Origin of the sequence: Stenotrophomonas sp. UBA7606 (assembly GCF_002477705.1) — a bacterium.
Lineage (GTDB): Bacteria > Pseudomonadota > Gammaproteobacteria > Xanthomonadales > Xanthomonadaceae > Stenotrophomonas.
This window is the reverse complement of record NZ_DLJW01000022.1, coordinates 33,629-57,918: the sequence shown is the minus strand read 5'-3', so window position 1 is coordinate 57,918 and position 24,290 is coordinate 33,629. Positions and strand designations below refer to the sequence as shown.

Here is a 24,290-nt window from a genome sequence, read left to right as displayed (position 1 = left end):
CGGCACTACAGGAATTGCTGAGAAAGCCTCTGCCGAGCGTGGCTCGCGGCACTACAGGAATTGCTGGGAAAGCCCCTGCCGAGCGTGGCTCGGCACTACGGGGCAGCCCTCTCCAACCCTCCCTTCGCTGCGCGAAGGGAGGGTGTGGATCGTCAGGCCGACAGTTCCAGCAGCAGCTTGTTCAGGCGGCGCACGTAGCCGGCCGGGTCCTTCAGGCTGTCGCCAGCGGCCAATGCGGCCTGGTCGAACAGGACGTGGGCCAGGTCGTTGAACCGGTCCATGTCGGGCTCGGCATCCAGCTTCTCGATCAGCGGGTGGCTGGGATTGAATTCGAATACCGGCTTGCTGTCCGGCACCTTCTGGCCGCTGGCTTCCAGGATCTGCCGCATCTGCAGGCCCAGGTCCTGCTCGCCGATGGCCAGGATCGCCGGCGAATCGGTGAGGCGGTGGGAAACACGCACTTCGGCCACTTCCTCGCCCAGCGCGGTCTTCAGGCGCGTGGCCAGGCCTTCCTTGGTCTTGGCGACTTCTTCCTGTGCCTTCTTGTCTTCTTCGGTCTCCAGCTTGCCCAGGTCCAGGTCGCCACGGGCGATATCGACAAAGGACTTGCCGTCGAATTCGTTGAGGTAGCTCATCAGCCACTCATCGATGCGATCGGTCATCAGCAGCACTTCGATGCCCTTCTTGCGGAACACCTCCAGGTGCGGGCTGTCCTTGACCTGCTGGTAGCTCTCGCCGGTCAGGTAATAGAGCTTGTCCTGGCCTTCGATCATGCGACCGACGTAATCGGCCAGGGCGACACTCTGCTCGCCGCTGTCGTCATGGGTGGAGGCGAAGCGCAGCAGGCCGGCGACCTTCTCGCGGTTGCCGTAATCCTCGGCCGGGCCTTCCTTCAGCACCTGGCCGAAGTTCTTCCAGAAGCCGGCGTAGTCCTCCGGCTTGTCCTTGGCCAGCTTCTCCAGCATGTCCAGCGAACGCTTGGTCAGCGCCGACTTCATCGAGTCGATCACCGGGCCGGACTGCAGGATTTCACGCGACACATTCAACGGCAGGTCGTTGGAATCGACCACGCCCTTGATGAAGCGCAGGTACAGCGGCAGGAACTGCTCGGCCTGGTCCATGATGAAAACGCGCTGCACATAGAGCTTCAGGCCCTTGGGCGCGTCGCGGTGGTACAGGTCGAACGGCGCGCGGCCGGGGGTAAACAGCAGCGAGGTGTACTCCAGCTTGCCCTCGACCTTGTTGTGGGTCCAGGCCAGTGGATCGGTGGGGTCGTGGGCGATGTGCTTGTAGAACTCCTTGTACTCCTCGTCCGTGATCTCGGACTTGGCGCGGGTCCACAGTGCGTTGGCGCGGTTGACGGTTTCCCATTCCGGCGTGGCCGGCTTGTCGGCGTCCTCGCCGTGGTGTTCTTTCTGCAGCTCGATCGGCAGGCCGATGTGGTCGGAGTACTTCTTGATCAGGCTGCGCAGCTGCCAGCCATCGGTATAGCTGTCTTCGCCTTCCTTCAGGTGCAGCACGATGCGGGTGCCGCGCTCGGGCTTGTCGATGGTCTCGACCTCGAACTCGCCTTCGCCCTTGGACGACCAATGCACGCCCTCGCTGGCCGGCAGGCCGGCGCGGCGGCTGTAGACGTCGACCTGGTCGGCCACGATGAAGGCCGAATAGAAGCCCACGCCGAACTGGCCGATCAGGTTGGAGTCCTTCTTCTGGTCACCGGACAGGTTCTTCAGGAACTCGGCGGTGCCGGACTTGGCGATGGTGCCGAGGTGGGCGATGGCTTCATCGCGGCTCAGGCCGATGCCGTTGTCGTCGATGGTCAGGGTGCGCGCGGCCGGGTCGGCCTCGATGCGGATGCGCAGCGGCGCGCCGCCTTCAAGCAGCTCGGGCTGGGTCAGCGCTTCGAAACGCAGCTTGTCGGCGGCGTCGGCGGCATTGGACACCAGCTCGCGCAGGAAGATTTCCTTGTTCGAGTACAGCGAGTGGATCATCAGGTGCAGCAGCTGCTTCACCTCGGTCTGGAAACCGCGGGTCTCTTTCTGGTTCGGTGCGTTCATCGGTCGGTGGTGCTCCCTGGCTGACGTGCCGCGCGGTAGCGCGGCGGCTGCCTGCAGGGATAGGGGTGGATACGGCGTTTTCAAGATGGGGCAGGGGCTGGTCTATCATCTATGGCCCCTGGAGATGCCTGAAAGAGCGCTGATGTCCCGTCATTCTTGTCTGTTGCGTGCGTGTTGGCCGGAGCTGGGTGCGTGAGCCGTGGCGGTGGCCGGACCGGCGAGGCGCTGGGCCAGGTCCGCATCATCGGTGGTCGCTGGCGCAATACCCGCCTGCAGGTGCCGCAGTTGGAGGGGCTGCGCCCCACCAGCGATCGGGTGCGGGAGACCCTGTTCAACTGGCTGATGCCGAAGCTGCCGGGTGCGCGCGTGCTGGACCTGTTTGCCGGCAGCGGTGCGTTGGGGCTGGAGGCGGTTTCGCGGGGTGCTGCGGCTGCGCAGCTGGTGGAGCGTGATCCCGGGCTGGTCGCGGCGCTGCGCGCCACCCTGGGCAAGCTGGATGCCGCCGGGCAGGTGTCGGTTGCCGCCGCCGATGCGCTGCAATGGCTGCGGACCGCGCCGCCGGCACAGGCTGACGTGGTGTTCCTGGACCCGCCTTTCGCCGCCGGCCTGTGGGAGCGGGTGCTTGCTGAACTGCCGCGGCATCTGGCCGACGGTGCCTGGCTGTACCTGGAGGCGCCGGCCGGCGCGGCGCCACTGTTGCCGCCCGACTGGGTCCTGCACCGCGATGGCAGCACCCGCGACGTCAGCTATGCCCTCTATCGGCGGGCCGCTGCTACACTTCGCGACGACATGAACGCGACCGAACCCGCATGACCATACCGAACCGCCGCATCGCCGTTTACCCGGGCACCTTCGACCCGATCACCAATGGTCATATCGACCTGGTGAACCGCGCTGCGCCGCTGTTCGAAAAGGTGGTGGTGGGCGTCGCACAGAGCCCGGCCAAGGGTCCGACGCTGCCGCTGGACCTGCGCGTGGCCTTGGCGGTCGAAGCCCTGCAGCACCATGACAACGTCGAAGTGGTGGGGTTTGACACCTTGCTGGCGCATTTCGTGCGCTCGGTGCACGGTGGCGTGCTGCTGCGCGGCCTGCGTGCGGTGTCCGATTTTGAATACGAATTCCAGATGGCGAGCATGAACCGGCATCTGATACCGGAGGTGGAGACGCTGTTCCTCACCCCCTCCGAGCAGCACAGCTTCATTTCCTCCTCGTTGGTGCGCGAAATCGCCCGGCTCGGTGGTGATGTGTCCGGTTTCGTGCCGGCAACCGTGCTGGAAGCGTTGCGCAAGGCCCGCGAAGCCCGCGGGCAGTAATCCAGAAATCAGTAGCAAATACCTCTAAAGGGAGAACAACCATGAAGAACACGATGCGCGTGATGCTTGCCGCTTCGATGGTGCTGGCTTTCACGGCCTGCAAGAAGGAAGAGGCCGCCCCGGTCGCCGAAGCCCAGCAGGCGCTGGTTGCCCCCGCCAAGGACGATGATGCGGGTTGGAAGAAGTACCTGCAGGCCGTTGCCGTGCAGAACATGGGCAACATCACCTCCAGCCCGTTCCTGTACTACCTGCCGCCGGAATCGGATCCGGAATTCGCCGCCAAGTACGACCGCCAGGTTGAGAGCGCCACCACCGCCATCGGCCGTGGCATCCAGCCGGGCAACATGCTGGCTTTCGGTTCGTCTGCTTCGGCCAAGATGGCCGACATGATCGAAGCCGGCTTCAAGGGCGTGCAGGCCGATTCGATGAAGGGCGTGCGCGTGGTGTTCATCGGCGATGCCGCTGACAACGCCCGCGTACAGACCATCGTCAAGCCGACCGGCGCCGACTACATCTTCGTCGAAGCCAAGTGACGCACTGGCGCGGGGCCGCCAGCGGCCCCGCCTTTGCCGGTGCGTCATCCCCGCGCAGGCGGGGATCGCTCCTGGTGAAGTTGCCGGTGCGTCATCCCCGCGCAGGCGGGATTCGCCCCCGGTGAAGTTGCCGGTAGATAGCCCCGCGCAAGCGGGGATCGCTCCTGGTGAAGTTGCCGGTGCGTCATCCCCGCGCAGGCGGGGATCGCTCCTGGTGAAGTTGCCAGTGCGTCATCCCCGCGCAGGCGGGGATCACTCCTGGTGAAGTTGCCAGTGCGTCATCCCCGCGCAGGCGGGGATCGCTCTTGGTGAAGTTGCCAATGCGTCATCCCCGCGCAGGCGGGATTCGCCCCCGGTGAAGTTGCCGGTAGATAGCCCCGCGCAAGCGGGGATTGCTGCAGGCAGGGCAGCGGCGGCGCAAGCCGCCAGGCCCGTATCGCTTCGCCAGCAGCGATGCAATCGCAGGCACGCGGATCGCTCCGCTGCCTGCAGTATCACCGCAGCCGCGCCCCCCGCTGATACGGTAAGGGCAGGCGCTGGTTGAACATCCCGTCCCCACGGGAAGGCAGGAAGTATGTCCCTCAAAATCAATGAGCTCTGCGTCAACTGTGACGTCTGCGAGCCCGCCTGCCCAAACAAGGCCATTTCCATGGGCGAGGAGATCTACGTGATCGATCCGGCCCGTTGCACCGAATGCGTCGGCCATTTCGATGAGCCGCAATGCGTTGTTGTGTGCCCGGTCGAGTGCATCGACCCGGACCCCGATATCCCCGAAACCCAGGATCAGCTGCTGGCCAAACTGGCCGGCCTGCAGCGCGATCACCCCGAGCTTTACGAACCGGAGAACCCCTAGGCATGAAGATCCTTGCCCGTTCCCTGCTGCTTGTTGCCCTGGTGTCCTCGCCAGCGCTGTGGGCGGCTGAAACCGCCCCGGCCCGCGCCACCCATCCGGATGGGGCGGCCATTGCCAGCGGTCACTCGCTGGCCACCCAGGCCGGCATGGAAATCCTTGGCAAGGGCGGCAATGCCTTCGACGCCGCGGTGGCGGTGTCCTCGACCCTGGCAGTGGTGGAGCCGATCAGCTCCGGCCTGGGCGGCGGCGGTTTCTTCCTGCTGCATGATGCCAGGACCGGCAAGGACCTGATGCTGGATGCGCGTGAAACCGCGCCCGAGTCGGCCACCCCGGCGGCCTTCCTGGACAAGAACGGCGACCTGGATCGCGATCGCTCGGTCAATGGCCCATGGTCGGCCGGCATCCCCGGTCTGCCGGCGGCACTGGTGAAGCTGGCCCGCGAGCATGGCCGGCTGCCGCTGGGCGACTCGCTGGCACCGGCCATCCGCGTCGCCAGCGATGGCTTCCCGGTATATGCCCGCATGGCGCGCGGCTACGCGTCCCGCCGTGAAGTGATGGAGCGCTACCCCGGCACGCGTGAGGTCTACCTGCGTGGCGGCAAGCCGATTGCCGAAGGCGACATCTTCAAGCAGCCCGAGCTGGCCCACACCCTGCAGCTGCTGGCCGACAAGGGGTTTGACGGCTTCTACCGCGGCGAGACCGGGCGCAAGCTGCTGGCCGGCGTGAAGCAGGCCGGTGGCCGCTGGACGGCGGAGGAACTGGCCGGCTACACGGTCAAGACCCGCGAGCCCATCGTTTTCAACTACCGCGACTGGAAGATCACCACGGCCGCGCCGCCGTCTTCCGGCGGCATCGCGCTGGCATCGATGCTGCAGATCCTGGAAGGGTGGGACATCAACAAGATGGACGAGGCGCATCGCACCCACCTGGTGGTGGAAGCGATGCGTCGTGCCTATCGCGACCGCACCTTCTTCCTGGGTGACCCGGACTTCGTCGATATCCCGCAGAAAGTGCTGACCAGCCGCGACTACGCGCAGGGCCTGCGGGCGACCATCCATCCGGAAAAGGCCACCCCCAGCGACCTGCTGTCGGGTAACCCGACGCCGCTGGAGGACGATGAAACCACGCATTTCTCCATCATCGATGGCGAAGGCAACCGCGTCGGCGGCACGCAGACGGTCAACCTGCTGTATGGCTCGGGCCTGATCCCGGCGGGCACCGGCGTGCTGCTGAACAACGAGATGGACGACTTCGCGCTCAAGCCGGGCACGCCCAACGCCTTTGGCGTGATGGGCTATGAGGCCAACGCGCCGAAAACCGGCAAGCGCATGCTGAGCTCGATGACGCCGACCTTCATGGAGAACGCCGACAAGGTCATCGTGATCGGTACCCCGGGTGGCAGCCGCATCATCACCATGGTGCTGCTGGGCATCCTGGGCTATGACGCCGGCCTGGATGCGCAGCAGGTTGCAGCCTTGCCGCGTTACCACCACCAGTGGCTGCCGGACGAGATCTCCGCCGAGAGTGGCGCGTTCTCGCCGGAAGTGGCCAAGCAGCTGCAGGCGATGGGGCACAAGGTCGACCTGCCGGGTGATACCGCCGCCGAAGGGCGCGGCTCCAGCCACGTCTGGGGCAACCTGCAGACGGTGGAGTGGGACCGCAGCAGCAACACCCTGAGTGGCGGCAGCGACCCACGCAACCCGGTGGGCAGTGCCGAGGTTGGCAAGCCTGGCCAGCCTGAGTGATCGCAAAACCCCGCTTCGGCGGGGTTTTTCTTTGGGCACTCTCAAATCGGGTGTTTGCGCTTGTGGACGTCATTGCACATGGCCTGGCGTTGCAGGTACCCGCGCGCGAATCAACAAGTGGCGTTGGACCAGTTGCGTTGGTCCCGCCGTGTTGGGTTGAGGAGCGCACCCGCGCGGGAATGACGGCAAGGCCGGAGCATGTCGCGGCGGGGGAAGTGTTTGTTTTTTCGCGGTGGTATGCGGTCTCCACAAGGTCTGCGGAAGAGGATGGCGCGCAATGTCCCGGCATCCCGCATTTGCTGCTTTGGGCGTCAATATTCAGGCGCTGCGACCTTGCGAATATTTAACGCGGTCCGGGTAGAATTTTTCATATGAAACTTTGGTCAATCCGCGGTAACTCGCAAAAGCTCGATGGCGGCGCAATGTTTGGCAATGCGCCCAAGGCCCTTTGGGAAAAGTGGTCACCGTCGGACGATCTCAATCGCATCGAACTCGCCTGCCGGGCCTTGTTGGCCAGCCCGCTGGCCGGCAAGACGGTGTTGTTCGAAACCGGCATCGGTGCGTTTTTCGAACCCAGGCTGCGTGAGCGCTTTGGAGTGCAGGAACCGCAGCACGTGCTGATGGACTCGTTGCGCGAGGCGGGGTTCGAGCACGAGGACATCGATGTGGTGGTGCTCAGCCATCTGCATTTTGACCATGCCGGCGGCCTGCTGGCGCCGTGGTCGGAAGGGCGCGAGCCGGAGCTGCTGTTCCCCAATGCCACTTTCGTGGTGGGGGCCGAGCACTGGGAGCGCGCGCGGCACCCGCACCCGCGCGACCGCGCCAGCTTCATCCCCGAGCTGCCGGCCCTGCTGGAAGCCAGTGGTCGGCTGGAGATCGTGTCCGGCCCGTACTCGCAGGTGCTGGGGCAGAGCGTGCGTTTCAGCTTCAGCGACGGCCATACGCCGGGCTTGATGCTGGCCGAGATCGTTGGCCCCGAGCAGGTCAATGGCGAGCCGCGCGGTGGCGTGGTGTTCTGCGCCGATCTGATCCCCGGGCGGTCGTGGGTGCATGTGCCGATCACCATGGGCTACGACCGTAATGCCGAGCTGCTGATCGATGAGAAGCGCGCCTTCCTGGAAGACAAGCTGGCGCGCAACGTGCACCTGTTCTTCACCCACGACCCGCAGTGCGCGATGGCCCAGGTGGTACGCGATGAAAAAGGTCGTTATGGCACCGCACACGAAGTGAGCGAGTTGAGGGCGCGTACGCTGGCGGCTTGAGCTGACCAGGGGCACCCTGAAAAACTGACTTCCGGCACTGATTGCCGCTGCGGCCAAAGCGGACATTGCTCCCATCTTTCCAGGTCGGGGTAATGTCTTGAAACTTTCCTGTCTGCTGCGTCGTGCCGGGCTTGTCATGGCATTGTTGCTGGGGCCGTCGCTGGGTGCGCTGGCCGCACCCAGCGAGGTGGTGCCCTTGCAGGTAAGCGCTGATCGTTCCACGACGCTGACCCTATGGGCACCTGCCAAGGTTCGCGGCGTGGTGCTGTTCTCCTCGGGGCATGGTGCCTGGCCAGAACGCTACGAGGCCTTGCTGCAGTCCTGGGCCGATGCCGGCTTTGTGGTGCTGGCGCCGATGCATGTGGATTCGATGAAGTATCCGCAGCGCGAGAAGTTCTCGCTGCAACAGGGCTTGGTGGAGCGGTTTGCGGACATGCGCGCCGCCAGCGGGTACGCCACGGCGCACTGGCCCGGGATGCCGGTTGCCGCTGCAGGCCATAGCTTGGGCACGCTGGTTTCCGCAGCCTTGGGTGGTGCCTTTTCGGCACTTGGTCCACTGCGGGATCCTTCGGTGGTGGCGGTGCTGGGGTTCTCCTCGCCCGGCAAAGTTCCGGGCCTGGTCGATGCGCAATCGTATGCATCGTTGGCCGTGCCGTTGCTGCTGGTGACGGGCGATCAGGACCTTGTGCCAGGCTTCGTGAACGACCCGGTGGACCACCTCTACCCGGTTGAAACTGCTGCTACCGGTGACAAAACCGGGGTAGTGCTCGCCGGGGCCGACCACAACCTTGTCGGCGGGGAACCTGAAGCACTCTTCCGGCGGGCCCGCGAGCTGGGTACGGCATTCCTGCGGGTGCACCTGCTCCACGACGAGCAGGCGCGGGGGGTGTTGTCGGCCCCCGCCCTGAAGGAGCGCTGGGTGCGACACTGAGGTATCGCCCCACGGTCACTTCGCCAATCGCGCCGTGACCGCCCCAGGGTCCTCAGCCGACCCGGGTGCCGAAGATGCGGTCACCGGCATCGCCCAGACCCGGAAGGATGTAGCCCTTCTCGTTCAGGCGCTCATCGATGGCGGCGGTATAGACCTCCACGTCCGGGTGCACGGCTTCCAAGGCCTTCAGGCCTTCCGGTGCGGCGACCAGAAAGATGCCCTTGATGCGGCGTGCGCCGGCGCGCTTGAGCATGTCGATGGTGGCGATCAGGGTACCGCCGGTGGCCAGCATCGGATCCAGGATCAGCGCATCACGCTCTTCCAGGCGGCCGGTCAGACGTTCGAAGTAGGGCACCGGCTGCAGGGTCTCCTCATCGCGCTGCAGGCCAACCACGCTCACGCGTGCCGCCGGAATCAGCGACAGCACGCCGGTCAGCATGCCCAGGCCGGCGCGCAGGATGGGCACCACGGTGATCTTGGCACCGGCAATGCGCTGCACCTGCACCGGGCCGGCCCAGCCCGGCATGGTGTGGCTTTCTGTCTCCAGATTGGCTGTGGCCTCGTAGGCCAACAGCATGCCCAGTTCGTTGACAACCTCACGGAAATCCTTGGTGCTCATAGATGCATCGCGGAGCAGGCCGATCTTGTGTTGGACCAACGGGTGGCGGATTTCGACGATTTTCATGGGCTGATCGCGCTGGAGGGAGAGGACCGCCATTTTAGCGAAGACTGCAATATTCCCGCTGTGTCAGTGTAACTGTCATGTAACTGTACGGACATAACGTGCACACCCATCCTTTACAGAGATCGGGGGCGGTAGTGCGCAAGAGCGTCTTGGTGGTGGCGGTAACGACCGCGGTGGCCTGCATGGCAGCCGCGCCGGCGATGGCCGATCAGGTATCGCCGGATGGCGGCACCGTGGTGGCTGCCAGTGGTGCTGCAGCGGCAATCGACCTTGAGCGCATCGAGGTACGCGCCCAGCGCGAAGCACAGATCCGCGCGGTGGAGATGAAGCGCGATGCCAATGGCGTGCAGGACGCGGTGGCGTCGGATTCGATGGGCGACTACCCGGACATGAACGTGGCCGAGTCGCTGCAGCGTCTGCCGGGCGTCAGCGTCACCCGCGACCAGGGCGAGGGCCGCTTCGTGGTGATTCGTGGCCTGGATGCAGCCTTGAACAGCGTCAGCATCGACGGCATCGCCATCGGTACCCCGGAGGATGCCTCGCGCGCCGCGCCGTTGGACGTCATTCCCTCAGAGTCGACCGAGCGCCTGCGCGTGATCAAGGCGGCGACGCCGGACATGCCCGGTGATGCCATCGGTGGCGCGGTGGTAGTGGAATCGGCCTCGGCCTTCGATCGCGATGGCAGATCGCTGAAGGGCAAGCTGGAAGGCAGCCATCAGGAGCTGTCCGGCGAGACGAGCCCGAAAGCCGCGTTCAATTACAGCGAAGTATTCGGCGGCACCTTTGGCGTCGCGCTGGGCGTGAACTACCAGAAGCGCACGTTCGAGTCCGACAACACCGAGGTGGAGTACGACAGCTTCGGCGACGACGGCGAAATGTTGGCCGTCGACCTGCAGCACCGCAAATACACCATCGAGCGTGAGCGCACCGGCGCCAACCTCAACTTCGATTGGCGGCCGGACGACGACAACCGCTACTACCTGCGCACCCTGTACAGCCGCTTTGACGATGCCGAGACCCGCCAGCGCGTGATCTTCGGCCTGGGCGATGCGGATACGGTCACCGCGCTGGGCAATAACCGCTACCAGCTTGACGACCTGCCTGCCGATGCGATCAGCAAGCGCATGCGCTACCGCACCAAGGAAGAGAATACGTTTGCGGTCAGCCTGGGCGGCGAGAACCGCCTGAGCAACGCGGTGCTCGATTACCGCGTTGGCTATACCAAGACCCGCGAGCGGGTGAACGACGAGATGGAAGCGCGCTTCGACTATGACGGCGATTCGTTCTCGGCCACCCTGGACCAGAACAGCGGCATCCCCGGCCTGAGCCTGAGCGACAACGGCTGGATGGACAATGGCAACTATGCGTTCGATCGCGTGGTGTTGTCGCCCAAGCAGGTTGACGACAGCGAACGCAGTGCGCAGGCCAACATCCGCTTTGATGGCGACAAGGGCAGCTACAAGTTTGGTGTGCTGGGCCGCTGGCGCGAGCGCGACGTCAATGTCGATGAGGTTGAACTGAAGAAAGGTCCGGATGTTGACCTGGCCAGCTGGAACGGCAAGACCCTGGATCATCGCGGCGGCAGCCTGGGGCAGGGCATGAGCTCGGCGGCGATGCGCGCGTGGTGGAAGGCCAACGGTGGCCAGTACAGTGCCAAGTCCGGCGATGTCGCGGGCAATATGATGACCTCGCTGGAAGAGGATTATGTAGCCAACGAGGACATCCTGGCGGCCTATGCCATGGGCACCTGGGATATTGGCGCCCTGCGCGTGATCGGCGGCGTGCGCGTGGAGAACACCCAGTTTGCTGCTACCGGCAATGACGTGGATATCGCCGCCGACGGCGAGACCGTCACGGTAACCCCGCGCACCGCCAACACCAGCTACACCAGCGTGCTGCCGGGGCTGCACCTGCGCTACGACACCAATAATGATTGGGTGCTGCGTGGCTCGGTGAACAAAACCGTGGCGCGCCCGTCCTTTGGCGATGTTTCGCCGCGGTCGGCGGTGAACCGCGATGAAGGCGAGGTGCGTATCGGCAATCCCAACCTGGATCCCTACGAGTCGACCAACCTGGATCTGTCCTTCGAACGCTACCTGGGCGAGAGCGGCATCATCTCGCTGGGCCTGTTCCACAAGTCCATCGATGGCTACATCGTGGAGACGGTGACCGAGGACGATCCGGACTATCCGGGCTTTGAAGTCACCCGATCGATCAATGGCGACAAGGCCAAGGTGTTCGGTGCCGAGTTCAATTGGCAGCAGCAGCTCAGCTTCCTGCCGGGTGCCTGGTCGGGTCTGCTGGTCGGTGCCAGCGGCACCTGGCTGGATACCGATTTCGATCCGGGCATGGCCAAGCGTGAAGGTGAGGATTTCAACCTGCCGCGTGCATCCAGGAACATCTACAGCGCGCATATCGGCTACGAATGGGGTGGGCTCAGTACCCGTCTGGCAGGCGTTTACCGCAGCGAATACCTGGATACCATCGGCGACAGCCGGGCTTTCGATATCTACGTCGCACCGCATACGCAGCTTGATTTCAGCTTTGACTACAAGGTAAGCAAGAACGTGAGTCTGTACCTGGAAGCCTCCAACCTGCTGGATGAACCGCTGGAGTTGTACCAGGGCGTGCGTTCGCACACCCTGCAGAACGAGGAATACGGCCGTACCTACGCTGTTGGCGTGAAGGTGGCCCTGTGAAGGCCGCACTGCTGGCCACCGCCATTGTGCTGGCGTTGAGTGCCTGCCAGCCGGCACCGCGTTCCACCACACCGCCCAGCGCCGCCGATCTTGCCGAGGGCGCCGCGCCCCTGCAGGCCAAGCTGGTCGCCGAGGCCTTCCTGACGCCGATGACGCCGGCCGACAACATAGATTCGCCGGCCAGCTGGCGCGGCGCCGATGGCCAGGTGTGGCTGATCGCCACCGCCAAGGCCACCGACAAGCTGGTGGTGTATGACGGCCAGACCGGCAAGCACCTGCGCGATGTCGGCAGCACTGGCACCGCGCCAGGTCAGTTCGATCGCCCCAATGGCATTGCCGTGCAGGGCGACCTGCTGTTCATTGTCGAGCGCGACAACCATCGCGTGCAGGTCCTGCAGCTGCCGGACTTCAAGCCGCTGGGTGTGTTTGCAGGCGCGGACCTGCGCAAGCCGTATGGCTTGTGGGTGAACCCGCAGCAGGACGGCTACGACGTGTATGTCACCGACTCCTACGACGATGGTGAGGACGCAGCCGGCAACGACATCCTGCCCGCGCTGGAGCGTTTGAACGAGCGCGTGCGCCGTTACCACGTCCGCTTCGATGGCGGCGCACTGCAGGCCCGTCTGGTCCGCAGCATCGGCGATACCTCGCCCAAGGGCGCGCTGCGGGTGGTTGAGTCGATCTGGGGAGATCCGGCCAACGACCGCCTGCTGATTGCCGAGGAAGACGAAACCTATGCCAGCGAGTTCAAGGTCTACAACCTGGCTGGCGACTTCAGTGGGGAGACCTTTGGGCGTGGCCAGTTCAAGGCGCAGGCTGAAGGCGTGATGCTGCGTACCTGCGGCGACGGCGGCTGGTGGATCACCACCGAGCAGGGCAAGGATCGCAGCACCTTCCATCTTTTTGACCGCAAGACGCTGGCGCCAGTGGGTGCGTTCCACGGCAATACCGTGGCCAACACCGACGGCATCTGGAACAGCCAGCAGGCTTCGGCGCGGTTCCCGCAAGGCGCGTTGTATGCAGTGCATGACGACCAGGGCGTGGTGGCGTTCGACTGGCGCGATATCGCCAGCGCCTTGTCGTTGCCGCAGGATTGCGGCAAGTGAAGGTCCAGGGGTTGAGGCAAGGGCTGCTGCTGGCAGCCCTGTGGGGCGCAGCTGGAACGGTGGGGGCCGTTCCAGCTGCCGAACCCAATACGCAGGTGCCGGCGGGGAGCCGGCACTATGCCGCCACCGCTTTCCCGGACCGTGTGGTGGCGTCTCCAGCGCAGGACGCCAGCACCGGGTTTGCAGTGGCCTGGCGGACCGCGCCATTGCCGCAGGCACCGTTGCTGGAGCTGACCGTGGCCGGTGATTCGCCGGACATGGGCCAGGTGCGGCAGGTGCGTGCCAGCAGCCAGAACCTGCAGACCGAGAATGGCGACAGCCAGCACCACCGCGCACTGATCGATGGCCTGCAACCGGACACGCTGTATGCCTACCGCGTGCAGGGGCAGGGCACGTGGGGCGCCTGGCAGCATTTCCGTACGGCTGCCGCAGCTGGCCAGCCGTTGACCCTGCTGTATTTCGGCGATACCCAGAACAAGAACCTCAGTCATGTGAGTAGGGTGATCCGCCAGGGCTGGCAGACTGCCCCGGACGCGCGACTGGCGCTGTTTGCCGGCGACCTGGTCAGCGGCGGCGATGGCGAGGACGACAACGAATGGGGCGAATGGTTTGCCGCCGGTGGTTGGTTGCTGCCCGGCATGGCGGTGGCGCCGGCCGCAGGCAACCATGAGTACTTCGAGGAGTTCGAGGACACCCCGCAGGAGCGCAGGGTGCTGGGCAAGCATTGGCCGGTGAGCTTTGCCTTGCCTGCCAATGGTGCCAAGGCAACGCCCAGCACCACCTATTGGTTCGATTACCAGGGCGTGCGCGTGGTGGTGCTGGATGGCACCTCGGCATTGGATCTGGGCACGGCCACGGCGCAGGCCGATTGGCTGGAAGGCGTACTGGGCGGCAGCACGCAGCCATGGAACATCGTGGTGGTACACCAGCCGCTGTATCCACTGCGCGCCGAGCGCGACACCTCGGTGCTGGCCGAACAGGTGCGCCCGGTCCTGCAGCGGCACAAGGTTGACCTGGTGCTGCAGGGCCACGATCACACCTACGGCCGCCGCGCGGACGAAGGTGCCAGCTTGCCGCAGTACATTTCCTCGGTAGCGGGTCCCAAGCAGTACCGGCTTTCACCGCAGGCCCGCGCCACGATGCGGCCAACGGCCGAGGACACCCAGTTGTTCCAGGTACTGCGCGTGGATGACCAGCAGCTGCGCTACGAGGCACGCACTGCCACTGGCCGGCTGTACGACGCCTTCCTGATCCGCCGCGATGGCGCGGCGGGCAAGCGGTTCAGCGAAATCAGCGAAGGGCGCATTCCACAGCGCGATTGCCCGCGTCCGGTGTCGCCCAAGGGCCGTGATGATCGCTGCTGGGAGTAGGCTGATGAAACCGACGCAAGCCGTTTTATGTGGTGTGTTGCTGGGGCTTGCGCCAGGACTGGCCGGAGCCAGGGAACTGCTGCATCCGTTTGCCCTGCCACAGGCGGAGAACGTGCCGGACGAGGTGCTGCTGGTGGTGGAGATCCCCGCCGGGGGCGCAATCAAGTACGAAACGGGCGAACACGGCGAGCTGCGGGTGGACAGGTTTCTGTCCATGCCGGTGGCGTATCCGGCCAACTATGGCTCGTTGCCGCAGACCTTGGCGGGCGATGGCGATCCACTGGATGCATTGGTGTTGACCCGTTTCCCGATCCAGCCGGGGGCGGTGATCCGGTTCCGGCCGCTGGGCGTGCTGCGCATGGTCGACAAGGGCGAAGCCGACGAGAAAATCGTCGGTGTGCCAGTGGAGGGGATAGACCCTACCTATGTCGGCATGAACCGGCTGGAAGACTTGCCGGTGCTGGAAAGACAACGGATCGAAGCCTTCTTCCGCACCTACAAGCAGTTGCCCGGGCCGGCCGACATCCAGCTCAATGGCTGGGGTGATGCCGGCGAAGCGCGCCAGGTCATCCGCCAGGCCCTGGCGCGCTATCGCAGTGAAGGCCGCGGGCGCTGAACTGCGGACCAGCTTCACGACGTCGATCGGCGGGCCGCTTATACTCCGGTCCGTTGTTTCCACGGCGTCGGTCGAGGCTTTGCCCCTGGGGCAGGCGACTCTTCCGGCGCGATAAGCAGTAATGACTGCCCGCCGAAAGGGGACGGTGGGCGAGCAAGCGGGTTGCTGCAGGCAGCGGCGGCCCAATCACGGAGGATGGTCATGCGCATGTTGGGGAAGACCCTGGGTAAGGCTGCAGTTGCAGTCATGGCAGCAACGATGGCGGTAGCGGCCATTGCCGCGCCCCCGCTGGAGGAAGAGATCGTCAATCCCAGCGAAGTGCTGTTCGAAGGCGGCAAGGCCTATGCAGACAGCGGTGGTGGTCAATTGGAACCGCTGCACAGCCGCAGGCAGGACGGCGAGACCGTTTATTACCGCCTGGTCCGTTACGACAACGAGTTCGGCTACGTGGACGATGCGGGCACCCCGGCGCTGGCGCAGGTCTCGCGCGGTGCCGACAGCGAAGGCCTCACACCCTACCGCTACTACGGGGCTGGTCACCTGTATCGACCGGATTTCTACAACAGCCCTTACAACCGTGATGCGCGACAGCGCTATTCGGGGCCGGGTTATTTCGGTAGCTGCAGCCGCTACGACGGCTGCAGGGAAGTGCAGATCGTGCCGTTGTGGCCGTATCTGCGCGGTTACTGATCCAGCAGTTGCCGGCTGCGCTGCCCGCGCACCGCAACCGGCGCCGGATCAGGCACTGAGTGCTTCCACCACGCGCAGCTTGGGGTGGCCCTTGGAGCGTTGCTGGTATTCCTGCTCGATGTCGGCCAGGCGCTTGGCGTTGGGGCATTGCAGCAGCATGTAATTGGCGTCGAAGTTCAGTTTGGCGACCAGGAAGTCGATGAACACGCGCACCTTGGGTGAGACCAGGCGGCCACCGGCAAACACCGCGTTGAAGTCGTAGTCCGGGCCGGTCCAGCCCGGCAATACCTGCTGCACCAGGCCGGCCTCGACGAAGGGCTTGGCCATCACGTCGCTGCTCAGCATCAGGCCTTCGCCCGCCACCAGCGCGGCGTTCAGCGCCGACGGGTCATTGGCAACAATCAGCGGGTTGACCGCGAACTCGCGCATTTCGCCATCGTGCTGGGCCAGGGTCCAGGTGAAGCGCTGGTTCTGGCCGTGATGGGCCTTGCGTATTGCCAGTGTGCGGTGAAACTGCAGCTCATCCGGGTGCTGCGGTTCGCCATGCTGGGCGATGTAGGCGGGGCTGGCGAACACCTGGGTGCGCAGGCTGCCCAGCTTGCGTGCGATCAGGTTGGAGTCGGGCAGGGGGCCGACCCGCAGTGCCAGATCCACTTCACCGGCAATCAGGTCCAGGGTCTCGTTGCCCAGGTGCATGTCCACCCGGATGTCCGGGTAGGCGCTCTGGAACTGGCCCAACAGGGGCGCGATCCAGCTGGTGCCCATCGAGTAGGGCACGGTAAAGCGCAACCATCCGCGCGGGCCGGACTGCAGCTGGCTGACCGCACTTTCGGCCTGGTCCAGCTCACGGGCGATGCGTTGGCAGTGCTCGTAGTAGACGGTGCCGGCTTCGGTCAGGCCGAGGCGGCGGGTGGTCCGGTGCAGCAGGCGTGCGCCCAGGCGGGTTTCCAGCTCCTGCACCTTGCGGCTTACGGTGGTTTTGGGTTGTCCGAGCAGGCGGGCGGCGGCAGTGAAACTGCCTTGCTCGACGACTTTGACGAAGATCAGCGTGTCATTGAGATCGTTGGCCATGGGGTAAGCCCTTGCGGCAACGGGATTGTGCCGGCGACGGGATGATTATTCCCTTGAATTCGTACTAATCAAGTATGGATTTGAGCTCTACCTTGTTCGCCTGTCCCCCTGACGGATAAGCCGCCATGCGCCTGCGCTCTCCACTGGCCTTGCCCGCGCCCCGGCGCGAACCCAGCTACCGCAATGCCCTGCCGCCCCGTGCGTCCTGCAATCGCTTGAATACATTGCGGTTTCCTGATGCAGATCGGGTTTTGTCCGGACCCTGGCAGGGCTTGGCCCGGCGCGGCTGGCTGGGCCGCGTATTGCAACTTGCAGGGCGGTTTATCCCGCTCGTGGGCCAAAAATTTCCGCGGACGGGACAGTAATGGCCCTGCCAGCAGTAAAGCGCTGGCGATTTCCGGGGCGCCGCGGCCCCGGTTTGCGCAGGGACCGCCAACAACGCGACCCCGTGGTTCGCAGTGATGACCTGCTTTCCTCCGATTACCTCCCCCAGGAGCAAGAAATGAAACGTACTTCCCAAACCAGCCCGTTGCGGCGTGCCGCACTCGTCGCCGTATCGGCCCTGGCCATGGCATTGATGGTGGCCTGCAGCGGCGGCCACGCCGAGAACGCGGCGCCACCGGCGCCCGAAGTCAGTGTGGCGCCGGTGTTGATCAAGCAGGTCGCGCAGTGGGATGAGTTCAGCGGCAGGGTGGAGGCCGTGCAGAGTGTCGAGCTGCGCCCGCGGGTGTCCGGCTATATCGACAAGGTCAACTATGTCGAAGGCCAGGAGGTGAAAAAGGGCGATGTATTGTTCACCATCGACGCACGCAGCTACCAGGCCGAGTTCAACCGCGCCCAGGCCGAATTGAACCGTGCCCGCACCCAGGCCGGGCTGGCACGCAGCGAATCCGAACGCGCACGCCGTTTGGCCGAGCAGCAGGCCATTGCAGCCGAAACCGCCGAACAGCGCCGCGCCAGCGCCGATCAGGCCGGCGCACAGGTGCAGGCGGCACAGGCTGCGCTGGACGCCGCACGGCTCAATCTGGAGTTCACCAAGGTGCGCGCGCCCATCGATGGCCGTGCCGGGCGGGCGATGGTGACGGCAGGCAACCTCGTCACCGCCGGTGACGCGGCCAGCGTGCTGACCACGCTGGTGTCGCTGGACACCGTGCATGTGTACTTTGATGCCGACGAATCCACCTTCCTGCGTTACGCACAGATGGCGCGTGATGGGCAGCGCCCGAGCGAACGTGACCAGGCCCTGCCGGTGAAGGTTGGCCTGAGTGGCGAGGAAGGCTTTCCGCATGAAGGCAAGGTCGATTTCCTGGATAACCAGATCACCCGCAGCACCGGCACCATCCGCGTCCGTGCGCTGCTGGACAACGCCAGCCGTCAGTTCACCCCGGGCCTGTTCGCGCGCGTGCGCTTGCTGGGCAGCGGCCAGTTTCAGGCCGTGCTGGTGGACGACAAGGCGGTGCTGACTGACCAGGACCGCAAATACGTCTATGTGCTGGACAAGGACAACAAGGCGCAACGGCGTGACGTGCAGCTGGGCCGCAACGCCGAAGGCCTGCGCATTGTCGAGCAGGGGCTGGCGGCGGGCGACAAGGTGATCGTCGATGGCGTGCAGAAGGTGTTCATGCCCGGCATGCCGGTGCAGGCCAAGCCGGTTGCCATGCAACCCATTGCCGCCGCTGCCACGCAGGCCGTGAGCAGCATCAACTAAGCCGCTTCATCCCTTTGCCGGCAGGGCTGCCGGCCACCTTGTCTGCGCCCGTCCGGGTGCGGACAGGACCAGTGCAGCCCGGCGCCGGTACCTGCAAGGATTTGCCATGGATTTTTCCCGCTTTTTCATCGACAGGCCGATCTTCGCGGCCGTGTTGTCGATCGTGATCTTCGCCGCCGGCCTGGTCACCATTCCGTTCCTGCCCATTGGTGAGTACCCGGAGGTGGTGCCGCCCTCGGTGGTTGTGCGCACCGTCTACCCGGGCGCCAATCCCAAGGTGATTGCCGAGACCGTGGCCACGCCATTGGAAGAGGCCATCAACGGCGTCGAGGGCATGATGTATCTCAAGTCGGTGGCCGGCTCCGACGGCGTGCTGCAGATGACCGTGACCTTCCGCCCGGGTACCGATCCGGATGAGGCGGCAGTGAAGGTGCAGAACCGGGTGGCGCAGGCGCAGGCGCGCCTGCCCGAGGACGTGCGCCGGCAGGGCGTGACCACCCAGAAGCAGTCGCCCACCTTCCTGATGGTGGTGCACCTGACCTCGCCCAAGGGCAGCTACGACACCTTGTACCTGCGCAATTACGCGCGCCTTCACGTCAAGGATGCGCTGGCGCGTATTCCCGGCGTGGGCGACGCGCAGATATTCGGCGGCGGCGACTATGCCATGCGTGCCTGGTTGGACCCGGACCGCGTGGCTTCGCGTGGCTTGACCGCCAGCGATGTGGTGCGCGCCATGCGCGAGCAGAACGTGCAGGTGTCGGCCGGCCAGCTCGGTGCCGAGCCAATGCCCAACAGCCAGTTCCTGACCCTGATCAATGCCCAGGGCCGCCTGCGCAGCGAGCAGGAGTTTGGCGACATCGTGCTCAAGAGCGGCGATGATGGCGAAGTGGTGCGCTTGGCCGACGTGGCACGCATCGAGCTGGGCGCCGGTGACTACACGCTGCGTTCGCAGCTGGATGGCAAGAACGCCGTGGGCATCGGCATCTTCCAGGCGCCGGGCGCCAATGCGCTGGAAATCCGCGATGCGGTCATCGGCACGATGGATGAAATGCAGAAAGCCTTTCCGGCCGACGTGAAGTACGAGGCGGTGTACGACACCACCATCTTCGTGCGTGACTCGATCAAGGCGGTGGTATCGACCCTGCTGGAAGCCATCGCGCTGGTGGTGCTGGTGGTGATCCTGTTCCTGCAGACCTGGCGCGCGTCGATCATTCCGCTGATCGCGGTGCCGGTATCGGTGGTGGGCACCTTTGCCGCCCTGTACCTGCTGGGCTTCTCGATCAACACGCTGAGCCTGTTCGGGCTGGTGCTGGCGATCGGCATCGTGGTCGATGACGCCATCGTGGTGGTGGAGAACGTCGAGCGCAACATCGAGGAAGGCCTGTCGCCCACCGCGGCGGCGCACCAGGCAATGCGGGAGGTATCGGGGCCCATCATCGCCATCGCGCTGGTGTTGTGCGCTGTGTTCGTGCCGATGGCCTTCCTGTCCGGCGTTACCGGCCAGTTCTACAAGCAGTTCGCGGTGACCATTGCGATCTCCACGGTGATCTCGGCGATCAACTCGCTGACCTTGTCGCCGGCCCTGGCGGCACGCCTGCTCAAGCCGCATGGCGCGGCCAAGGACGCACCCACCCGGCTGATCGACAAGCTGTTCGGCTGGGTGTTCCGCCCCTTCAACCGCTTCTTCAAGACCAGCTCGGAGAAGTATGAGCGTGGCGTGGCGCGTATCCTCGGCCGTCGTGGCGCGGTGTTCGTGGTTTATGCGGTGTTGCTGGTAGGCACCGGGGTGATCTTCAAGCTGGTGCCGCCGGGCTTCATTCCCACCCAGGACAAGCTGTACCTGATCGCCGGCGTGAAGCTGCCGGAAGGCGCATCGATCGCGCGCACCGATGAAATGCTGCGCAAGGTGGCGAAGATCGCGCAGGAAACCGAGGGTGTTGCCCACACCATTTCGTTCCCGGGTTTGAATGCACTGCAGTTCACCAATACGCCCAACACCGGCGTGGCCTTCATCCCGCTCAAGCCATTCAACGAGCGTCATGGGCGCACAGCAGCGCAGATCAATGCCGAGATCAACCAGAAGATCGCCGGGCTGCAGGAGGGCTTCGCCTTCGCGATGATGCCGCCGCCGATTCTTGGGCTGGGCAACGGCAACGGCTACCAGCTGTTCATCGAGGACCGCGCCAACCTGGGTTACGGCGCTTTGCAGAATGCAGTACAGAACATGCAGGGCGCGGTGGCGCAGACACCGGGCATGGCCTATCCGATCACCAGTTACCAGGCCAATGTGCCGCAGCTCGATGCCGAGGTGGACCGGGTCAAGGCCAAGGCGCAGGGTGTGCAGCTGACCGAGTTGTTCGACACGCTGCAGACCTACCTGGGCTCGGCTTACGTCAACGACTTCAACCAGTTCGGCCGCACCTGGCAGGTGATCGCGCAGGCCGATGGCCAGTTCCGCGATAGCGTGGAGGACATCGGCAAACTGCGTACCCGCAATGACCGCGGTGAGATGGTGCCGATCGGTTCGATGGTGACCATCAAGGAGACCTACGGCCCGGACCCGGTGTTGCGCTTCAACGGCTACCCGGCCGCCGACCTGGCCGGGGAGGCTGATCCGCGCCTGCTGTCTTCGGCCGAGGCCATGAACAAGCTCACCGAAATCGCCGGGCAAGTGCTGCCCGCCGGCATGGTTACCGAGTGGACCGACCTGAGCTACCAGCAGGCAACGCAGGGCAAGGCGGCCTTCATCGTGTTCCCGGTGGCGATACTGCTGGCGTTCCTGGTACTGGCGGCGCTGTACGAGAGCTGGTCATTGCCGCTGGCGGTGATCCTGATCGTGCCGATGACGCTGCTGTCGGCCTTGTTCGGGGTATGGCTGACCGGTGGTGATAACAATGTTTTCGTACAGGTAGGCTTGGTGGTGCTGATGGGCCTGGCCTGCAAGAACGCGATCCTGATCGTCGAGTTCGCCCGTGAGCTGGAGATGGGCGGCAAGGGCATCGTCGAAGCGGCGCTGGAAGCCTGCCGCCTGCGTCTGCGGCCAATCGTGATGACCTCCATCGCCTTCATCGCCGGCACCGTGCCGCTGGTGCTTTCGCATGGTGCAGGTGCCGAGGTGCGCTCGGTGACTGGCATCACCGTGTTTGCCGGCATGTTGGGGGTGACCCTGTTCGGTCTGTTCCTGACCCCGGTGTTCTACGTGGCCTTGCGCAAGTTCGTGTCACGTAATGGCGGCGGCAAGCTGGTACAGCATGGTGAGCCGACCATCCACCATTGATGGCAGGTGTAGCTGCGTTGCGGGAGGCTGCAGATGTGCTGCCTCCCGCAGTTCCCTGCCGCTCTCACCGGCAGGGATGGTTTGAAATGTTATCGGGCTTGTATCAATTCATTCCCCCAAGGAAAAGCAAATGAATATCCAGAACACCAGAGTTGCCCTGGTTACCGGTGCCACCCGCGGCATCGGCCTTGAGACCGTGCGGCAATTGGCCGCCGCTGGCGTGCACACGCTGCTGGCCGGGCGAAATTACGAAACGGCCGCTGCAAGAGCGCAGGAGCTGCAGGCAGCAGGCTTGCCGGTGGAGCCCATCCAGCTCGACGTCAACGACACCGACAGTATCGCGGTAGCGGTTGAGCGTGTGACGCAGCAGCACGGCAAGCTCGATATCCTGGTCAACAACGCGGGCGTGCTGGTGGATGACCTGCAGGCAGGCGCCAGTGGTCAGTCGCTGGAAACCTGGCGCAGCACCTTCAATACCAATCTGTTTGCGGTGGTTGAAGTGACTGTTGCGTTCCTGCCCTTGCTGCGCACCGCGCCGGCCGGACGCATTGTCAATGTGTCCAGCATCCTCGGCTCGTTGACCCTGCATGCGCAGCCAGGTTCTTCGATCTACGGTTTCCTGGTGCCCGCCTACAACGCTTCCAAGAGCGCGCTGAACGCCTGGACGGTGCAGCTTGCACATGAGCTGCGCGAAGGTCCGATCAAGGTCAATGCGGTGCACCCGGGTTACGTCAAAACCGACATGAACGGTGGCGAAGGTGAGATCGATGTCGCTGAAGGCGCACGCTCCAGCGTGGGCATGGCCTTGATTGCCGCCGACGGCCCGACCGGCAGCTTCAGCTACCTCGGCGAGGTGCTGCCGTGGTGATGCGCGTGCTGGTAACGGCAATGGCCAGCGCCTTGCTGGCCGGCTGCGTGAGCGTTGGTCCGGATTACAAGGCGGCACCAGTCGAGCCGGTGACCCTGCAGGGCGCGGCAGATGCCGCGTTCACCAATGTGCCGCCGGTGGCCAGTTGGTGGGCACAGTTCGATGATCCGGTCCTGGGGCGGCTGGTGCACGATGCATTGGGAGACAACCTGGATCTGCAGATCGCCATGGCCCGCGTACGCGCTGCACGTGCGGTGTTCACCGAGCAGCGTCTGGATCAATTGCCGCACATCACTGCTGGCGGCAGCCAGGACCGGCGCAAGCAGCCGGACCCATTGCTGGGTGGCGAACGCGTTTCCAGTGAGACCTATCAGCTTGGCTTCGATGCTGGTTGGGAACTGGATCTGTTCGGCAGGCAACGCCGTGCGGCTGAAGCTGCACGCGCGGACCTCGGCGCCGAGCGCGACAATCTGGCCGATGCGCAGGTGATGGTGGCAGCCGAAGTGGCGCGCAACTATTTCGAACTGCGTGGCTCGCAGAAGCGGATTGCGGTTGCGCGCGACACGCTGCGCAATCTGCGTGAAACCCAGCGGCTGACCGAGACTCGATTGGAGCTGGGTGCGGGCAGCGAGCTGGACGTGCAGAGCAGTCGTGCCCGTCTGAAGGCGATAGAGGCGGACATTCCATTGCTGGAAGTGTCTGAGGTGCAGTCTCGGCATCGTCTTGCGGTGCTGCTCGGGCAGCGCCCCGGCGCGCTGGATGCCGTGCTGCAGCCACGCGCGGTGCCGGCTTTTGCCAAGGCACTGCCCTTGGGCGATACCAGCAACCTGCTGCGACAGCGTGCGGATGTACGCATGGCGGAGCGACGTCTGGCGGCAGCCACCGCGCGCGTCGGGGTGGCGACCGCGGATCTATTTCCGCGCATCAGCCTGAGTGGTTTCGTTGGCTTCCTCGGCGGCGACGCCTCAGGCCTGGTCAATGGCAACAACAAGGCCTGGTCGCTGACGCCATCGATCAGCTGGGCGGCGTTTGATTTTGGCAGCGTGCGTGCACGTCTGCGTGCGAGCAAGGCCCAGGCCGACGGCGCAGCGGCCGAGTACGAGCAGGCGGTGCTGTTGGCGTTGGAGGATACCGAGAACGCGCTCACCCGTTACGCCAAGCAGCAGGCGCGGCTGGGCATCGTGGCCGAGCAGGCGCAGGCGGCACGCAAGGCCGAATCACTCGCGCAGCTGCGTTACCGCGAGGGCTCGGAAGACTTCCTGGCCTTGCTGGATGCACAGCGCAATCAGTTGGCTGCCGACGATGCATTGGCAGCGGCGGAAGCTTCTGTGAATGTCAGTGTGGTGGCGGTGTACAAGGCGCTTGGAGGTTGGGCAGGACAGCCCGGTCCTGCGCTTGTGGTAACCGGCATGCGTTGACGAGGCTTGCCCCTCTCCCCAACCCCTCTCCGGCAAGGGGAGAGGGGCAGCTTTTCGACCCGCAAACAGAAAGAGGCGGCCAATGGCC

The 24,290-nt window shown here is 64.8% G+C and carries 19 protein-coding genes; 16 read left to right on the top strand and 3 right to left on the bottom strand.

Annotation, left to right across the window (positions count from 1 at the left end):
• Window positions 1-152: 152 nt before the first annotated feature.
• Window positions 153-2,057 (bottom strand): molecular chaperone HtpG, encoded by a 1,905-nt coding sequence (htpG, locus tag B2527_RS03770; protein ID WP_293706205.1) that lies wholly within the window; start codon window positions 2,055-2,057, stop codon window positions 153-155.
• 192 nt (window positions 2,058-2,249) lie between these two features.
• Between htpG and rsmD the strand changes: the two genes are divergently transcribed.
• The 7 genes from rsmD (at window position 2,250) to B2527_RS03735 (ending at window position 8,694) form a co-directional block, all read left to right on the top strand.
• Complete coding sequence (rsmD, locus tag B2527_RS03765) at window positions 2,250-2,870, top strand: 16S rRNA (guanine(966)-N(2))-methyltransferase RsmD (RefSeq protein ID WP_293706204.1); 621 nt, start codon at window positions 2,250-2,252, stop codon at window positions 2,868-2,870.
• The gene (coaD, locus tag B2527_RS03760; RefSeq protein ID WP_293706203.1) at window positions 2,867-3,370 is read left to right on the top strand and encodes a pantetheine-phosphate adenylyltransferase; all 504 of its coding nucleotides are present in this window, start codon (window positions 2,867-2,869) and stop codon (window positions 3,368-3,370) included. Before rsmD ends, coaD begins: the two co-directional genes overlap by 4 nt.
• 41 nt (window positions 3,371-3,411) lie before the next feature.
• Complete coding sequence (locus tag B2527_RS03755) at window positions 3,412-3,903, top strand: hypothetical protein (protein WP_293706202.1); 492 nt, start codon at window positions 3,412-3,414, stop codon at window positions 3,901-3,903.
• Window positions 3,904-4,477: 574 nt separating this feature from the next.
• Complete coding sequence (locus B2527_RS03750) at window positions 4,478-4,756, top strand: YfhL family 4Fe-4S dicluster ferredoxin (RefSeq protein ID WP_293706201.1); 279 nt, start codon at window positions 4,478-4,480, stop codon at window positions 4,754-4,756.
• Window positions 4,757-4,758: 2 nt separating this feature from the next.
• Window positions 4,759-6,501 (top strand): gamma-glutamyltransferase, encoded by a 1,743-nt coding sequence (gene ggt, locus B2527_RS03745; protein ID WP_293706200.1) that lies wholly within the window; start codon window positions 4,759-4,761, stop codon window positions 6,499-6,501.
• 371 nt (window positions 6,502-6,872) lie between these two features.
• Window positions 6,873-7,763 (top strand): MBL fold metallo-hydrolase, encoded by an 891-nt coding sequence (locus B2527_RS03740; RefSeq protein ID WP_293706199.1) that lies wholly within the window; start codon window positions 6,873-6,875, stop codon window positions 7,761-7,763.
• A 97-nt stretch (window positions 7,764-7,860) separates the two neighbouring features.
• Complete coding sequence (locus B2527_RS03735) at window positions 7,861-8,694, top strand: alpha/beta hydrolase family protein (RefSeq protein ID WP_293706198.1); 834 nt, start codon at window positions 7,861-7,863, stop codon at window positions 8,692-8,694.
• A 52-nt stretch (window positions 8,695-8,746) separates the two neighbouring features.
• Here B2527_RS03735 and upp read toward each other — a convergent pair whose 3' ends face one another.
• Entirely contained in the window at window positions 8,747-9,379 is a 633-nt protein-coding gene (upp, locus tag B2527_RS03730; protein WP_293706197.1) for a uracil phosphoribosyltransferase, read from the bottom strand.
• A gap of 182 nt (window positions 9,380-9,561) precedes the next feature.
• On the opposite strand from upp, the gene B2527_RS03725 reads away from it, so the two are divergent.
• The 5 genes from B2527_RS03725 to B2527_RS03705 all read left to right on the top strand — a co-directional run bounded on the left by B2527_RS03725 (window position 9,562) and on the right by B2527_RS03705 (window position 15,860).
• On the top strand, window positions 9,562-12,078 hold the full coding sequence (locus B2527_RS03725; RefSeq protein ID WP_293706209.1) for a TonB-dependent receptor: 2,517 nt from the start codon (window positions 9,562-9,564) through the stop codon (window positions 12,076-12,078).
• Complete coding sequence (locus tag B2527_RS03720; protein ID WP_293706196.1) at window positions 12,075-13,184, top strand: phytase; 1,110 nt, start codon at window positions 12,075-12,077, stop codon at window positions 13,182-13,184. The genes B2527_RS03725 and B2527_RS03720 overlap by 4 nt, the downstream gene beginning before the upstream one ends.
• A 23-nt stretch (window positions 13,185-13,207) precedes the next feature.
• Window positions 13,208-14,554 (top strand): FN3 domain-containing metallophosphoesterase family protein, encoded by a 1,347-nt coding sequence (locus B2527_RS03715; protein ID WP_293706208.1) that lies wholly within the window; start codon window positions 13,208-13,210, stop codon window positions 14,552-14,554.
• 4 nt (window positions 14,555-14,558) lie between these two features.
• On the top strand, window positions 14,559-15,170 hold the full coding sequence (locus B2527_RS03710; RefSeq protein ID WP_293706195.1) for an inorganic diphosphatase: 612 nt from the start codon (window positions 14,559-14,561) through the stop codon (window positions 15,168-15,170).
• Between the two features lie 201 nt (window positions 15,171-15,371).
• Window positions 15,372-15,860, top strand: coding sequence for a hypothetical protein (locus B2527_RS03705; protein WP_414716988.1), 489 nt, complete (start codon window positions 15,372-15,374; stop codon window positions 15,858-15,860).
• 48 nt (window positions 15,861-15,908) lie between these two features.
• Here B2527_RS03705 and B2527_RS03700 read toward each other — a convergent pair whose 3' ends face one another.
• Window positions 15,909-16,931, bottom strand: a complete 1,023-nt coding sequence (locus B2527_RS03700) for a LysR family transcriptional regulator (protein ID WP_293706193.1) — start codon at window positions 16,929-16,931, stop codon at window positions 15,909-15,911.
• Between the two features lie 502 nt (window positions 16,932-17,433).
• On the opposite strand from B2527_RS03700, the gene B2527_RS03695 reads away from it, so the two are divergent.
• The 4 genes from B2527_RS03695 to B2527_RS03680 all read left to right on the top strand — a co-directional run bounded on the left by B2527_RS03695 (window position 17,434) and on the right by B2527_RS03680 (window position 24,202).
• Window positions 17,434-18,639: an efflux RND transporter periplasmic adaptor subunit gene (locus tag B2527_RS03695; RefSeq protein WP_414716987.1), complete on the top strand. Its 1,206-nt coding sequence runs from the start codon at window positions 17,434-17,436 to the stop codon at window positions 18,637-18,639.
• Window positions 18,640-18,745: 106 nt separating this feature from the next.
• Entirely contained in the window at window positions 18,746-21,916 is a 3,171-nt protein-coding gene (locus B2527_RS03690; RefSeq protein WP_293706192.1) for an efflux RND transporter permease subunit, read from the top strand.
• A gap of 136 nt (window positions 21,917-22,052) precedes the next feature.
• Window positions 22,053-22,784, top strand: a complete 732-nt coding sequence (locus tag B2527_RS03685; RefSeq protein WP_293706206.1) for an SDR family oxidoreductase — start codon at window positions 22,053-22,055, stop codon at window positions 22,782-22,784.
• Window positions 22,778-24,202 (top strand): efflux transporter outer membrane subunit, encoded by a 1,425-nt coding sequence (locus B2527_RS03680; RefSeq protein ID WP_414716986.1) that lies wholly within the window; start codon window positions 22,778-22,780, stop codon window positions 24,200-24,202. The genes B2527_RS03685 and B2527_RS03680 overlap by 7 nt, the downstream gene beginning before the upstream one ends.
• Window positions 24,203-24,290 lie beyond the last annotated feature (88 nt).

Excerpts from the sequence above, each read along its gene's own strand:
- htpG (WP_293706205.1), bottom strand. The coding sequence starts at position 2,057 with ATGAACGCACCGAACCAGAAAGAGACCCGCGGTTTCCAGACCGAGGTG.
- coaD (WP_293706203.1), top strand. The coding sequence starts at position 2,867 with ATGACCATACCGAACCGCCGCATCGCCGTTTACCCGGGCACCTTCGAC.
- B2527_RS03755 (WP_293706202.1), top strand. The coding sequence starts at position 3,412 with ATGAAGAACACGATGCGCGTGATGCTTGCCGCTTCGATGGTGCTGGCT.
- B2527_RS03750 (WP_293706201.1), top strand. The coding sequence starts at position 4,478 with ATGTCCCTCAAAATCAATGAGCTCTGCGTCAACTGTGACGTCTGCGAG.
- ggt (WP_293706200.1), top strand. The coding sequence starts at position 4,759 with ATGAAGATCCTTGCCCGTTCCCTGCTGCTTGTTGCCCTGGTGTCCTCG.
- B2527_RS03740 (WP_293706199.1), top strand. The coding sequence starts at position 6,873 with ATGAAACTTTGGTCAATCCGCGGTAACTCGCAAAAGCTCGATGGCGGC.
- upp (WP_293706197.1), bottom strand. The coding sequence starts at position 9,379 with ATGAAAATCGTCGAAATCCGCCACCCGTTGGTCCAACACAAGATCGGC.
- B2527_RS03725 (WP_293706209.1), top strand. The coding sequence starts at position 9,562 with ATGGCAGCCGCGCCGGCGATGGCCGATCAGGTATCGCCGGATGGCGGC.
- B2527_RS03710 (WP_293706195.1), top strand. The coding sequence starts at position 14,559 with ATGAAACCGACGCAAGCCGTTTTATGTGGTGTGTTGCTGGGGCTTGCG.
- B2527_RS03705 (WP_414716988.1), top strand. The coding sequence starts at position 15,372 with ATGCGCATGTTGGGGAAGACCCTGGGTAAGGCTGCAGTTGCAGTCATG.
- B2527_RS03700 (WP_293706193.1), bottom strand. The coding sequence starts at position 16,931 with ATGGCCAACGATCTCAATGACACGCTGATCTTCGTCAAAGTCGTCGAG.
- B2527_RS03695 (WP_414716987.1), top strand. The coding sequence starts at position 17,434 with ATGAAACGTACTTCCCAAACCAGCCCGTTGCGGCGTGCCGCACTCGTC.
- B2527_RS03690 (WP_293706192.1), top strand. The coding sequence starts at position 18,746 with ATGGATTTTTCCCGCTTTTTCATCGACAGGCCGATCTTCGCGGCCGTG.